This is a genomic window from Dialister sp. (assembly GCF_051885895.1).
Taxonomy (GTDB): domain Bacteria; phylum Bacillota; class Negativicutes; order Veillonellales; family Dialisteraceae; genus Dialister.
Window position 1 is genome coordinate 62,727 of record NZ_JBJEXP010000034.1, and the last position, 14,385, is coordinate 77,111.

General features: G+C 49.7%; 13 protein-coding genes. All 13 read left to right on the forward strand.

All coding sequences use genetic code 11. From position 1 onward, the window contains the following. Positions 1-82 precede the first annotated feature (82 nt). Positions 83-580 carry a crossover junction endodeoxyribonuclease RuvC gene (gene ruvC / locus ACI4N7_RS03010; protein ID WP_439731894.1) on the forward strand — a complete coding sequence of 166 codons (498 nt, stop codon included), beginning with the start codon at positions 83-85 and terminating at the stop codon, positions 578-580. Next, positions 577-1,182: a Holliday junction branch migration protein RuvA gene (gene ruvA / locus ACI4N7_RS03015; protein ID WP_439731895.1), complete on the forward strand. Its 606-nt coding sequence runs from the start codon at positions 577-579 to the stop codon at positions 1,180-1,182. Before ruvC ends, ruvA begins: the two co-directional genes overlap by 4 nt. Before the next feature lie 3 nt (positions 1,183-1,185). Beyond that, entirely contained in the window at positions 1,186-2,280 is a 1,095-nt protein-coding gene (gene ruvB, locus ACI4N7_RS03020; RefSeq protein ID WP_439731896.1) for a Holliday junction branch migration DNA helicase RuvB, read from the forward strand. Next, positions 2,267-2,479, forward strand: a complete 213-nt coding sequence (locus ACI4N7_RS03025) for a DUF2905 domain-containing protein (protein WP_439731897.1) — start codon at positions 2,267-2,269, stop codon at positions 2,477-2,479. Before ruvB ends, ACI4N7_RS03025 begins: the two co-directional genes overlap by 14 nt. Before the next feature lie 5 nt (positions 2,480-2,484). Beyond that, positions 2,485-3,759, forward strand: coding sequence for a SpoIID/LytB domain-containing protein (locus ACI4N7_RS03030; protein ID WP_439731898.1), 1,275 nt, complete (start codon positions 2,485-2,487; stop codon positions 3,757-3,759). 173 nt (positions 3,760-3,932) lie between these two features. Beyond that, positions 3,933-4,952, forward strand: coding sequence for a tRNA preQ1(34) S-adenosylmethionine ribosyltransferase-isomerase QueA (gene queA / locus ACI4N7_RS03035; protein ID WP_439731899.1), 1,020 nt, complete (start codon positions 3,933-3,935; stop codon positions 4,950-4,952). A gap of 10 nt (positions 4,953-4,962) precedes the next feature. Further along, the gene (gene tgt / locus ACI4N7_RS03040; RefSeq protein ID WP_439731986.1) at positions 4,963-6,072 is read left to right on the forward strand and encodes a tRNA guanosine(34) transglycosylase Tgt; all 1,110 of its coding nucleotides are present in this window, start codon (positions 4,963-4,965) and stop codon (positions 6,070-6,072) included. Between the two features lie 71 nt (positions 6,073-6,143). Next, positions 6,144-6,614: a preprotein translocase subunit YajC gene (gene yajC, locus ACI4N7_RS03045; RefSeq protein WP_439731900.1), complete on the forward strand. Its 471-nt coding sequence runs from the start codon at positions 6,144-6,146 to the stop codon at positions 6,612-6,614. Between the two features lie 26 nt (positions 6,615-6,640). Continuing rightward, complete coding sequence (locus ACI4N7_RS03050) at positions 6,641-7,204, forward strand: 5-formyltetrahydrofolate cyclo-ligase (protein WP_439731901.1); 564 nt, start codon at positions 6,641-6,643, stop codon at positions 7,202-7,204. 4 nt (positions 7,205-7,208) lie between these two features. Next, positions 7,209-8,456 (forward strand): protein translocase subunit SecD, encoded by a 1,248-nt coding sequence (secD, locus tag ACI4N7_RS03055; protein ID WP_439731902.1) that lies wholly within the window; start codon positions 7,209-7,211, stop codon positions 8,454-8,456. Then, positions 8,456-9,391, forward strand: coding sequence for a protein translocase subunit SecF (gene secF, locus ACI4N7_RS03060; protein WP_439731903.1), 936 nt, complete (start codon positions 8,456-8,458; stop codon positions 9,389-9,391). Before secD ends, secF begins: the two co-directional genes overlap by 1 nt. Before the next feature lie 343 nt (positions 9,392-9,734). Next, positions 9,735-12,803 carry a leucine-rich repeat protein gene (locus tag ACI4N7_RS03065; protein ID WP_439731904.1) on the forward strand — a complete coding sequence of 1,023 codons (3,069 nt, stop codon included), beginning with the start codon at positions 9,735-9,737 and terminating at the stop codon, positions 12,801-12,803. A gap of 179 nt (positions 12,804-12,982) precedes the next feature. Further along, positions 12,983-14,230 (forward strand): tyrosine--tRNA ligase, encoded by a 1,248-nt coding sequence (gene tyrS / locus ACI4N7_RS03070; protein WP_439731905.1) that lies wholly within the window; start codon positions 12,983-12,985, stop codon positions 14,228-14,230. Positions 14,231-14,385: the final 155 nt, after the last annotated feature.

Sequence of the window (14,385 nt, forward strand, 5' to 3'; positions counted from 1 at the left end):
CCGGCTGCCCGCGCTCCGGCCAACCTATGGTATAATAAACCAGTAAGAACAAACTTTTCAGCCATGATGACAGGAGGAAGCGATGCGCGTATTGGGAATCGATCCGGGAACCGGACGGTGCGGTTTCGGGGTGGTGGATAAAACAGGCACCGTGATTACTCCTGTCAATTACGGGGTCATTGAAACCTATAAGGACCAGAGTGATCTGGAACGGCTGAATATTGTGTATGAAGGAGTATGCGAACTCATTGCTGCTTACCGGCCCCAGTTCATGGGAGTGGAAACACTGTATTTTAATACGAATATTACTACCGGCATCAAGGTGGCCCAGGCCAGGGGAGTGATTCTTCTGGCAGGGTATCGGCAGAATATCCCCATTGTCCCCGTGACACCGCTTCAGGTAAAACAGCAGATGACCGGATACGGACGGGCCGGGAAGAAGCAGGTCATTGAAATGGTGAAGCGGTTTATGGGAATTACCAAAAAAATTGACCCTGATGATGCAGCAGATGCGCTGGCCATTGGGCTGACCGCCATATATCATGTAGAACATCGACAGTTATACGAGGAAAAGAAATGATCGGATATATCAGAGGAAAAGTAACAGCTGTATTTAAGGATTCCTGTTTCCTGGAGGCAGGAGGCATCGGGTATCGGATATTTATTTCCGATAAGACAAGACAGCGCCTGACGACCGGAGAGGAAGCCAGGCTTTTGACCTACATGGCAGTGAGAGAGGACGCAATCCTGCTCTATGGTTTTCCGGGAGAAGAAGAATATCAGCTTTTTCTCCTGCTGATTTCTGTTTCTAAAATCGGTCCCAAGGTAGCCATGGGCATCCTTTCAGCCATGACACCGCCGGCCTTTGTGGGAGCAGTGAAAACGCAGAATCTGTCGCAGCTTACAAAACTTCCGGGCATCGGGAAGAAGACTGCTGAAAGACTTCTGGTGGAACTGAAGGACAAAATGGGAGCCTTTGCGGTGGAAACCATGCCGGAAGAAACGGAGACGCCGGCTGCTGCAGAGGATCCCATGACCGGTGAGGCTGTGAAAGCCCTTTTAAGTCTCGGGTATGAAATGGAAGAAATTACGCCGGTCATGGCCAGACTTTCCGGCTCCTTTGACAGTGTATCCGGGCTGGTAAGTGCAGCGCTCCGTGAATTTGCAAGAAATCGGGAGTAATCTATGAATAATAAGTATATAAAAAGCCTGGGAGGCCAGGAAGAAGAAGAGGTGCTGGGGGGCAAGGGACGTATCGTGTCCACGGAAGAAACACCGAAGGACGAATGGCAGAATTCACTCCGCCCTCAGCGTCTGGACGATTATATAGGGCAGGAGGCGTTCAAGAAGAATCTTAAGGTTTATATTGCTGCTGCCAAATCAAGAAAGGAAGCACTGGACCATGTGCTTCTCTACGGGCCGCCGGGCCTTGGAAAAACTACCATGGCCAAAATTATTGCCAATGAGCTGGGCAGCCAGTTCAAGGTGACCAGCGGTCCCGCCATTGCCAGACCGGGAGAGCTGGCTTCTATTCTTACCACGCTTCAGGATCATGATGTGCTTTTTATTGATGAAATCCATCGACTGAATCGAAATGTGGAGGAAATTCTCTATTCCGCCATGGAAGACTTTGCACTGGATATTGTCATGGGGAAGGGAACCGGTGCCAGCTCCATCCGCATTGATCTGGCTCACTTTACCCTGATTGGCGCCACTACCAGAGCAGGCTCTCTTTCAGCGCCGCTCCGGGATCGTTTCCTTATCACCAATCATATGCAGTTCTATGAACCGGATGAACTTAAAAAAATCATTATCCGTGCTGCCCGTATTCTGGGAATAGCCATTGAAGAAAGCGGTGCGGAAGAAATCGCCCGCCGTTCCCGGGGTACGCCCCGTATCGCCAACCGCCTTTTAAAGCGGATCCGGGATTTTGCCCAGGTGAGGGGAAGTGCCATTACCGCTGATATCGCATCAGAGGCTCTGGAGGCTCTTCATGTGGATAATATCGGACTCGATGATCTGGATAATGAAATCCTGAAAGCCATCATATATAAATTCGGCGGCGGTCCGGTAGGCATTGATACCATTTCTGCCGCAGTCAGTGAGGAACGGGCTACGATTGAAGATGTGTGCGAACCGTACCTCATGCAGATCGGCTTCCTTTCCCGTACACCACGAGGCCGTATTGCTACAAAGGCTGCCTATGATCACATAGGAGCAGCATGGAATAAGAAAGAGGCAGAAGGAAACCTCTTCGAAGGCAGCCATGGGAACAGGTAAACTGCTTATTCTTATAGGTGTACTTTTTATCCTGGCAGGACTTTTCTTTCTGCTGGGAGGAAAGCTGACTTTTCTGGGGCACCTGCCCGGGGACATTCATTTTGTGAAGGGAAACACGGAATTTTATTTTCCTCTGGTATCCTGTATCCTGGTCAGTGTCATCGGCACCATTCTTCTCAATATTTTTTTCAGAAGGTAATTAATATGAAGCATAGAATATGGGCAGCCCTGCTGCTTCCACTTGCCTTTTCCCTTAGTGCTTTTCCTGCTCAGGCGGCATCCATTCCGATACAGAGAAAAGCGGTCATTGCTCATAAAAGCACAGCCTCCGCCCCTGCCGGAAGAAGCGCGGCTTCCCGGGCAGATCATGGGAAATCTGTCAGGACGGCGTCCGATCTGGGACCTGAGGTGGAAGTGGGACTTCTTACGGCAGGAGAAGTCAATATAACGGGCCTTGCAGATTTCAAGGCAGAATCGGCAGGCAAAGTAGTGGGAAAATATGGAAACGGCACCCGGCTTTCCATTACCCGTTCGGGGAATACGATTCTGCTGAATGGAAAGAAAGCAGGCGATAAGGTCTACCTGACATCGGGAAACACTGCGCCTGCTTTTGCGGTAAAAGGAAACCGGTATCGCGGAAACATAAAGATTATTCCTTCTGCCTGGGGAAGCGGTGTGACAGTCGTGAATGCTGTACCTATGGAGCTGTATCTGCAGAGTGTTGTACCCAGCGAGGCTGTTTCTTCCTGGAAAATGGATGCCCTGAAAGCCCAGGCCGTGGCGGCAAGGACTTACGCTTCCTACCACAAGAACGGATACCGCTCTTCCGGCTACGATGTGACCGATGACACCAGATCCCAGGTGTACAGCGGCGTCTCTTCAGAAACAGAAGCGGCCAGTCGTGCCGTACGGGAAACGGCTGGAGAAATCGTGACCTACGGCGGCAAACCTATTGATGCGGTATTTCATTCCAGCGGCGGCGGCTATACGGAAAACAGTGAAAATGTATGGGGTTCGAATATTCCTTATCTCCGCGGGGTTAAGGAATATTATGTAGGTAATCCCTGGACAAAGACAGTTCCCCTTTCCTCTTTTGTCCGTACTATGGCAGGATATGGATATAATGTGGGACAGCTGAAAGGCATCAAATTGTCTCGACTTCATATTGGAGAGGCTCACCGCGCGCAGGATCGAGGCATTTCCGGACGGGTGAAAACAATAGTGCTGATCGGTAAAAGCACCACAAAAACCATTTCCGGTGATAAGCTTGCTTCCATTTACAATCTGGACAGCACCCTCTTTGATCTGACAGTCAAAGGGACGAACCTTGTTATCACGGGCTACGGCTACGGGCACGGACTGGGACTTTCCCAGTGGGGGGCAGAGGCCATGGCCGAAAAGCAGGGAAATGGGAAGGATTACTATAAAACCATTCTGACTCATTACTATACAGGGACAAAAGTGGAGAAAATGTATTGAGAGAAAGTACGCGCTCTCTTCGTTCCGGAAGCGGGGCAGAAGTGTGACGAACCTTCAGACTGAAGGCTCTTATGCTTTTCTTAAACCAAAACTGGAAACTCTCTATCTATGTGTAATATAATATAAAGGTTAACCTCAATCAATGTAATTTCATGACAGGAGATAAAGCAGCAATGAAACTTGAAGAATTCAATTATGACCTTCCAAAGGAGCTTATCGCCCAGGAACCGGCAGAGCCCCGAGATTCCTGCCGGCTGATGATGCTGGACAGAAAGACAGGAGAATGGGAACATCACCATTTTCGGGATATTCTGGATGAAATCCGTCCGGGAGATGTGTTTGTCTTCAATAATACAAAGGTGATTCCTGCCCGCCTGTATGGGAAAAAGCGGGATACCGGCGGCAAGGTGGAGATGCTTCTCCTTACGCCTAAGGGCAATGATGTGTGGGAAGTCCTGGTGAATCCGGGACGGAAAGCTCTTCCGGGAACGGAAATTGAATTTTCCGAGAACTGCTACTGCAAAGTGCTGGACAAGACCGAATTCGGCGGACGGGTGGTGGAATTCCACTATGACGGCAACTTTGACAGCCTGCTGGATCAGCTGGGGGAAATGCCTACACCGCCCTATATTCATAAAAAGCTGGAAAACAAAGACGAGTACCAGACCGTTTATGCCAAGTACAAGGGCTCAGCTGCAGCACCTACTGCCGGCCTCCATTTCACACCGCAGCTCATGGAAGATATGAAGAAAAAGGGAGCAGAGCTTCTCTTTGTCACCCTTCATGTAGGTATCGGTACTTTCCGTCCGGTGAACGAAGAAAATATTGAAGACCATGAAATGCACAAGGAATGGTATACGGTAAATCAGGATGTGGCTGATGAAATCAATAAGGCCAGAAGCGAAGGCCGGCGTATCATTGCCGTAGGCACCACCTCTGTACGTACACTGGAATCTGCCGGACAGAGCGGCGTGCTTCAGAGCGGCAGCGGCTGGACACAGCTCTATATTTATCCCGGCTATCAGTGGCATATGGTGGATGCTATCGTGACCAATTTCCATCTTCCTGAATCCACGCTCATCATGATGATGGCATCCTTTGCCGGAAGAGAACATATTCTTGCTGCTTATAAGGAAGCAGTGAAAGAAAAATACCGATTCTTCTCCTTTGGCGATGCCATGTTTATCAGATAAGGAATTTCCTATGGTTATCAACTACGAACTCATTGCAGAAGATAAGAAGACCGGAGCCCGCGCCGGGCTTCTCCATACACCCCATGGCACGTTCAAAACGCCCATGTTCATGCCGGTAGGTACCCAGGCCACGGTAAAAACCGTGACGCCGGAGGAGCTGGAAGATATGGGTGCCCAGATCATCCTTTCCAATACCTATCATCTTTTTCTGCGCCCGGGCACGGAGCTGATTCGTGAAGCCGGCGGTCTTCATGATTTCATGAACTGGCATAAGGGAATTCTGACAGACAGCGGCGGATTTCAGGTATTCAGCCTGGGAGCCATGCGGAAGATCACAGAAGAAGGCGTTCATTTCCGGTCTTTTCTGGATGGTTCAAAGCAGTTCCTGTCGCCGGAGGTATCCATCCATGCCCAGGAGGACTTGGGAAGTGATATTGCTATGGCTTTTGATGAATGCATTCCTTATCCGGCAGACTACGATTATGCGGATCACTCCACGGCTCGTACGACCCGCTGGGCAGAACGGTGTATCAAGGCTCATACAAGGACAGATCGGGGAATGTTCGGTATTGTCCAGGGCGGCATGTATAAGGATTTGAGAAAGCGGAGCGCCGAGGAAATTTCTTCCATGCCCTTTGACGGCATGGCTATCGGCGGGCTTTCCGTGGGAGAGCCTCACGCTCTCATGTATGATATCCTGGAATATACCACGCAGTTTCTTCCTGTGCATAAAGCCCGCTACCTCATGGGAGTAGGTACACCGGACTGCCTGGTGGAAGGTGTGGCCCGGGGCATTGACATGTTCGACTGCGTTTTCCCTACCCGGGTGGCAAGGAACGGGATGGCCATGGTACATACAGGCCGCATGAACATGAAAAATAAAAAATATGAAAAGGACTGGGCCCCTCTGGAAGAAGGCTGCCACTGCTATACCTGCACCCATTACAGCCGGGCGTACATTCGGCATCTTTACAAGTCGGAAGAACTGCTGGCATTCCGTCTGGTGACTATCCATAATCTGTATTTCCTCCTGCAGTTCATGCGGGATATGCGTGAAGCTATTATTGAAGGAAATTTCACGGAATTTCGTGAAAATTTCATGGCGAACTATAAAAGATAAAGACATCCCTCTCATTTTATGCTAAAATGAATCTATATATGTTGGAGGTGAAGGAATAAGTGGAACAAGCAATGAATATTTTGAGTCTGGTATGGCCTTTTCTGATTCTGGTGGCCATTATGTACTTCTTTATGTACCGTCCTACCAAGAAAATGAAGATAGAAAGAGGTCGTTTCCTCATGGCCCTGAAGAAGGGGGACCGGGTGGTGACCTCCGGCGGTGTACATGGTACGATCAAAGTACTTCGCGACAAATATGTGGAGCTTGAAATTGCGCCGAAGATTGTTGTAAAGGTTGAAAAATCTGCCATACAGCATCTGGAAGGAAAACCTGCTGTAGGTGAAGCTCCGGTGTCGGAAGTGATGCCGCAGGAAAAGAAGTCCAAGAAAGATGAACCGGAAACCCAGGTGGTGGAAGAAGTAGTAGAAGTGGACGATCCCAAGGATGCAGGCACTGAAGTCATCGAAGAAGAAGTGGAAGTGGATGACGATAAGGCAGAAGCTTCCAAAGACGATAAGTCCAAAAACGAGGTAAAAAAATGAAAGAGACGGATAGTTCCTCTTCAGAAATGAAAAAGGAGATCCGCCGGAAGATGCTCGCCCTGCGGCGGGCTCTTTCTGATGAAGAGATCGGCAGAAGAGCAGAGAACCTCACTCGGTGGATTCTTGCCCTTCCAGAATATCGGGAGGCAAAACGAATCATGGCATTCCTGGCCATGAAAGGTGAATCCAACCTGGATGAACTTATGGAAAGGGCATTGGCAGACGGCAAGGAAGTCTACGTGCCGGTATGTCTTCCGGAACGCCGGATGGAAGCAGGCCGTCTTTTATCCATGGATCACTTCATCAAAGGCCCTCTGGGGCTCCGGGATCTTCCCCGGGGCTACGAAACCTGTGAACCGGAGGAACTGGATCTGGTGCTGGTACCTGGTGTGGCCTGCGACAGGAAGGGAAATCGCCTCGGCATGGGAGCGGGGTATTATGACCGCTATCTTGCCCGTGTGCCCTATGAAAAAAGAATTGCTGCCCTTTGGGATTTCCAGGTGGCAGAAGCTGTTCCTTCCGAGCCTTTCGACCGGAAGATGGCAAAAATCGTTACCGACAAAGGTATTATTGTAACGAAAAGAGGTTGAAGTTTTGGAAACAAAAAGGAAAAGCCCCCTTCGGAAGGGAGCTCTTATCCGTTTCTGGGTGGTGATTTTCGCCATTATCGGCGTATTTGCCGCTGTGGTAGGACCGCTGGCCGGACATATCCGGCAGGGGCTGGATCTGCAGGGCGGCACCCATATCGTCATGCAGGCAGAAGATACGCCCCAGAACAAGGTAACTCCGGAAGCGATTACCCAGGTCATCAATATCATGCAGAAGCGTGTCAATGAAATGGGCCTCACGGAGCCGATCATCCAGCGGGAAGGGGCCAACCGTATTATTATTGAGCTTCCTGGTGAAAGAGATCCGCAAAAGGCGATTGAAACAATCGGTAAGACGGCTGTCCTTGAATTTAAGGATGAGGAAGGCAATGTAAAGCTTACCGGCGAAGATCTGAAGAATGCCAAGGAAGAAATGGGCCAGAACAAGCAGCCTCTGGTAGCTCTCCAGTTTACGGATGAAGGCGGCAAGAAATTCGGTGATCTCACTGCTGCCAATATCGGCCGCCATATCGGTATTTACCTGGATGGTGAACTTCTTACCAACCCTGTGGTAAATGAAGCCATTACAGGCGGTTCTGCCGTCATTACCGGTCAGCGCACACTGGAAGAAGCCAAGGATCTGGCAATCCTCCTCAGAAGCGGTGCTCTTCCGGTTAAGGTGTCTGTACTGGAAGTAAGAACCGTAGGACCATCTCTGGGACAGGATTCCAAAGATAAGTCCATTGTTGCTTTTACCATCGGTATTTCCCTGGTTGTGCTCTTCATGATGGCAGTATACCGCATGGCCGGATTTGTAGCTGATACCGCCCTGCTGGTGTATGTGCTCATCCTGCTGGGGGTATTGAACCTGCTTCATGCTACACTGACGCTTCCAAGTATTGCCGGCGTCATATTGTCGGTAGGCATGGCAGTAGATGCCAATGTCCTTATATTTGAACGATTCAAGGAAGAAATTGCGGCGGGCAAGATTCTGAGACTTGCCGTGCAGGCCGGTTTCAGGCGGGCCTTCGTTACCATTTTTGATGCGAACATGACAGTCATCATCACATCCTGCATCCTCTTCTTCCTGGGCAGCGCCACGGTGAAGGGCTTTGCCTTCTCCCTGGGGCTTGGCGTAGCAGTATCCATGTTTACCGCTATTACCGTAAGCCGTACACTCCTTATGCTCCTTATTGATGCCAGCTGGATTCATAACCCCTGGTGGTTTGGCGGGAAAAGGGGGTATGACAGATAATGTTTAAAAATTTTGATTTTATCGGTCATAAGAAGATCTGGTTTACTTTTTCAGGACTTCTTATCATTCTCTCCATTATTTCCATCATTCTGTTCCGCTTCAACTGGGGTATTGATTTTACCGGCGGCACCATTCTGGAACTGGGATTTTCACAGCCCGTTACCGTAGAACAGGTGCGCGACGGCCTTCGAGAAGATGGACTGCAGACATCCACCATTCAGCTTTCCGGAAATATTTCTGGAGAATCAGGGGACGATGTGATTATCCGCACCCGGAATCTCTCTTCTGAAGAAGCACAGACTGTGGTGGGACATGTGAACGATAAAGTGGGCGGCGCAGAAGTCAAGCGTATTGAAACCGTAGGCGCCGTTATCGGTTCGGAAGTAACAAAGAGCACCCTTTTGAACGTGCTGATTTCCTTTGGCGCCATGATCCTCTATATGTCCATCCGCTTTGAACACAGGATCGCCATATCCGCTATTGTGGCTATCTGCCATGATATCCTCATGGTACTGGGAGTCTTTGCTTTCTTCCATCTGGAAGTAGATGCATCCTTCCTGGCTGCTATTCTTACCGTTCTTGGCTATTCCATGAACGAATCCGTTGTTATTTTTGACCGTATTCGTGAAAACCTTCATACGCACAGAAGAACCGACAGTTTTGCCACTCTGGCCAATGATTCCATTCACCAGACCATCCGCCGTTCTCTCTACACACTGACAACTACACTCTTCTGCGTAGCTTCCCTTTACTTCTTCGGCGGGGATACTACAAAGAACTTCGCTCTGGTTATGCTTATCGGTTTTATCTCCGGCGCTTATTCCTCCATTTGCGTGGCATCCAGCATCTGGGTGACCTGGCATGAACATCTGCGCAGCCAGAGAAATGAACCGCATGCAAGCAAAGAGAAAAAGGTGAAAGCTGCAAAAGCGTAATCCCTATATCATGAAAAAGACTTCTCACTGGTGGGAAGTCTTTTTGCATTGGGGCAGGACAGCGTTATCCCTAAGCTGACTTGGTGATGTGAAGGGTGATACAGCTGTCGGAAGTGCGTGACAGAGAATTCAAAAAAGGATCAGGTCTGTTTCGTGAAGGCAGGAAAGGGGTTCGGCAGGCACTGATTTCATAGAACTGCCTGCAGGCCTGAGGCTCGTTAATCCCTGTATCTGCAGGGAAGCCTACATCTTCAGTGCACAGCCGTTCCGCTTCCAGTGACATCTTCTGCTGTGAGTAGTAGAATAAAATACAAAGAGCTTATGATTACAGAGGAGGATTGCTATGTTTTGTATGAACTGCGGAAAACCATTGCCTGATGGATCGAAATTCTGCCCTAACTGCGGGACGCCGGTGCCTTCTTCGGAGAAAAGGCCCTCATCGGAAGAGGGGCCTTCTCTGGATGATCTGCTGAGAAAGGTGAATGAGAAGAAGGAAGAGAAAATCTATCCCCTTTTCTGCTCTCCGGATGATGACAGCGAAACCCTCCGTCCGTTCCATGACGGAGAAAGGGGCGTCTATGTCTTTGACATGGACGGCTGTCACTTTGAATACGATGAGCGGCAGGTAGGATTTTTCCGCCTGTTTAAGACTATGATAGCTGAGGCAAAGACCCCGAAAGAGCTGAGGCGTGTTTATCTGGGACAGGGAGATGTAAAAGGACTTCTTCAGTTTGTTTCCGATGAAAAGGCAGTGAAGAAACTCTTCGGCAGTCTGCTGAAGAAGGAATCCTCTCTCCTTATGAGCCGCGGCATTTACGGCCTGGAATTCCAGAATTTCATGACCAGGGATACAAAGGAAGGTGCTCCTTCCGCATTGGACGCCTGGCAGGATTTCATAGAGTCCCTTCTTGGCAAGGTAGGAGAAATTACAGGCAGCGCAGAGGCGGCCAGAAAGTACCGGGAACTCCGCAAGGAATACAGGGGCCGGATTATGGGCGGCGGCTTCGGCATCGGCGGCGCCATTGAAGGCATGATTACCGCCGGTATTGCCAATCTGGTTATCGGTGCTGGCCACAGCCTTTTCAATGCCATCGGCAATGCTTTTACAAACAGCCAGGAAAGACGGGAGCTGGAGAATCTCTATGCGTCGGAGGATCTTATGAAGTCCTTTATGGATGCCTATCGGAAGGCGGCGGGCTGCCTGGTGCTGGATACATCGGATCGGCTGAATCTGCTGCCGCTGGATAAGAAGGATATCGGAGTGCCGGAGAGGATTCTTTCCGCCATCCAGAACGGAGAACTGGAGAAGAGCCGTTGGAAGGAGGGAGCAGCCTGTGCTTTGTCAAGCAACCCCTGCAGTCTCCTTTCCTATAGACTCTTTTATGCCTTCGGCAGAGACAGAGACGGCACAGCTGACCGCATCGCCGAAGCTTTCGGCCTTGCGGGAGAACTGGAAAAAGTCAAATATGAGCTGTCCTTGGCAGTGCTGGAGGCCTATGGCAAACGGAGCGGCCTGCCTCTTTCTGCACTCCTCAGGCGAATGCATGAAGGAGGAACGGCTCTTGATGAAATCATGGATCGGGAGCTTCTTTCAAAGACAGGAGAAATCGCCGCTGCCCTTAAGGGCGTGGAAATCAGATTTCCCTATGGCCTTATGGATGAGCTGAAAAAGGAAACAGAAGAAATCGTCATCCAAAAGGCTAAGGCAAAGGATGCGGGAGACGGCAGCACGATTCCCTCCTTCTATTTCTATCGCAGGGATGAGGAATCCATCATCCTGCCGGAAGGGGTCACCGCTATTTCCGACTATGCCTTCTGCTATTGCACAAACCTTAGGGAAATCAGACTGCCAAAGAGCCTTAGAACCATCGGCAGACATGCCTTTTACCGGCTGCCTTCCCTGAAAAAGCTTTCCATTCCATCCTCTGTATCGGTATATCCCCTCTCTGCGGCAGAGGAGAAAATGGTGGTGGAACTTTCACCGGAAACCATGGTAGAAGATGATGAAGACCGGGACTCCGAAGTACGGCTGGACATTCCTCTTTCCAGCAGTGCTTATGAATATATGAAAGAAAGGAGCCTTCTGGACAGCCATACCACCATACTGACGAAGGAGGGGGCAGCTGATATTATCAGCAGGAAGAAGCGGTGTGGCCTGCCGGTGGAATACCGGCGGCTCCTTCCGGATATTTCAAAGCTCATGGAGGAGGATGATGACCGCTTTCCTGAGGTTATTCATATCCCGGAGAACGTAGAAGATGCCGTTTTCTATACAAAGCTGGACCAAGGCGCTTTCGCCAATGCGCCTGTATGCTATCTGCATCTGAAGGGGGACATCAGGGAAATCGGGGAATCCTGTTTCCGGAAATCCACCCTGTACCAGCTGAAAGCAGATGAAGGTCTTGAAACTATCGGCGCCCATGCCTTTGAGGGGCTTCTCTACTTTTCCATAGCCGAGCTGCCTGCTTCCATTTCTTATGTGGGAGATCATGCCTTTGCCCACTGCCGGGATCTTCATTTCATAGAGCTTCTCCAGAAGGACTGCCGTATCGGGAAGGGGGTCTTTGAAGGCGATGAGATCACTGTCTGCTGTCTGCCGCAAAGCTCCTGGGAAGCCTACTGCAGGGAAAATCAAATTCCCTATTTCCTCAAGGGAGAGAATTCACCTCTTGCGAGGGAAGTGAAAGAACAGCAGTACAGGCTGAAAAACTGGGCCCAAAATCACTGGCATATTTATAACGATTCGAAATTCTACGGTGACTACCTGGATGACTTCAAGCGCACGGTGCCATCTACCTGCAGCATCCGGGGCATCCCGGTGGACAGCGATGGAAAGGAAATCGAAGACAATGGAAAACGAATCTATTTCGTAAGAATTCAGGCGGAAAAGAACGGAGACTACGACCGAAAGGCCATGGCAGAAGCCATCATGAATAATCCCCGCCGTCCGGAGTATATGTCGGAAGACGGAAAGAGGGATATTCTCATTTATCCATGGACCATGAGCTTCCATAATTATATCTGTACCGACACCTATCTCCATGCGGCTCTCCTCTACGTAAACGGCGGTACCAATGTGGAATACATTGGGGAAAATGCCTTCGCTGCCTCCGAGCTCATCGCTTTCTACGGTGAAAAGGTCAGGGAAGTGTGGGCAGGCGCCTTTAAGGGCTGTCAGGCACTGACCTATGTGGAACTGGGAAAGTACTTGTACCGTCTGGAAGACGAGGCCTTCGCCGACTGTCCGAATCTTAAAACCATCTTCATTCCCGACAATGTCCGGGAGATAGGGAAGAACGTATTCAGGAATACGCCGGTCACCGTGGAATGCAGCAGGGACAGCAATATTTATGACTACTGCATGGAAAATGGGATCGCTGTAAAAACAGATGAGGATACATGGCAGCTGTAGAAGACTTTCTAAAGCGGACGCCTGACAATCCGGAATGACATCTGATGAGGATGGCGTCTGTGCTGTCCTGCTGCCGGATGGGAAACTATGTTCTATGTATCTATCCGCCAATAATTGTGTTATAGTGATACTAATTAAACCAAATCTGACAGATATTGAATGAAGAAAGGCGGAGTTCGATGAATATTATTGATGAACTGAAATGGCGTGGCGCTGTCAATCAGCAGACGGATGAGGAAGGATTGTACAAACTGGTAGGGGAAAAATCGATTTCCCTCTACTGCGGCATTGATCCCACCGGCGACAGCATGCATATCGGTCATCTGATTCCTTTCATGATCTTAAAACGTTTTCAGCTGGCAGGACATCATCCGGTCATTGTTATCGGCGGCGGTACCGGCTCTATCGGGGATCCTTCCGGACGGAAGACGGAAAGGGTGCTCCAGTCTCAGGAAACGATTCAGCATAACGCGGAATGCCTGACAGCCCAGATGAAAAAACTCTTCGGGGAAGACGGCTTCACCATGGTCAATAACTATGACTGGCTTTCCAAAATTTCCCTGCTGGAATTCCTTCGTGACTACGGCAAGCTTTTTAATATCAATACCATGCTGGCCAAGGAAGTGGTGGCTTCCCGCCTTGAAACAGGCATTTCCTTTACCGAATTTTCCTACCAGATTCTTCAGTCCATTGACTTCAAAATGCTCTACGATAAGTACAATGTACAGCTGCAGATCGGCGGTGCCGATCAGTGGGGCAATATTACCAACGGGGTAGACCTTCTCCGGAAGACGGAAGATGTGCATGATGCCTATGGTCTCACCATTCCGCTCATGCTTAAGGCTGACGGTACGAAATTCGGTAAAACAGCCGGCGGCGCGGTATGGCTGGATCCCAAGAAAACATCGCCCTATGAATTCTATCAGTTCTGGTTCAACCAGGATGACCGGGATGTAGTAAAATATCTGAAGTATTTCACCTTCCTGTCACATGAGGAAATTGATGCTCTGGCCAGGGAAGTGGAAGAACATCCGGAACATAGAAGCGCTCAGCGGAAACTGGCGGAAGAAGTAACCCGCTTTGTTCATGGAGAAGAAGGACTGGCTCAGGCAGAAAAAGTAACGCAGGCCCTTTTCTCCGGCAATATTCAGGAACTGTCCGGCGAAGAAATTGAAGGCGCTTTCCGCAATACCAAGGGCGGAGTAGTGCATGAAGCTCCTATCAATATCGTTGATGCACTGGTGGAAAGCGGTGTGGAGAAATCCAAGCGTCAGGCAAGAGAAGATGTGAAGAACGGTGCTATCCGTGTAAACGGTGTCCAGGTAAAGGATGTGGAAGCTTCCGTTTCTGCCCATCCGAATACACAGGGGAAATTCATTATCATCAGAAAAGGAAAGAAAAATTATTTCTCTGTGGAAGTGAAATAAGAAGGACCTGCAGAAAGCTCTCCGCCAGGAGAGCTTTTTGCGTGGAATGATAGGTTTCGGAAGAGAGACGGCAGCAGTCCTTCCTGCTTTCTGCAGGGTATCCCGCTTCCGCCGGCTGCTGCATGAGGGGATCTTTTCCTTTTCTATTCTATATT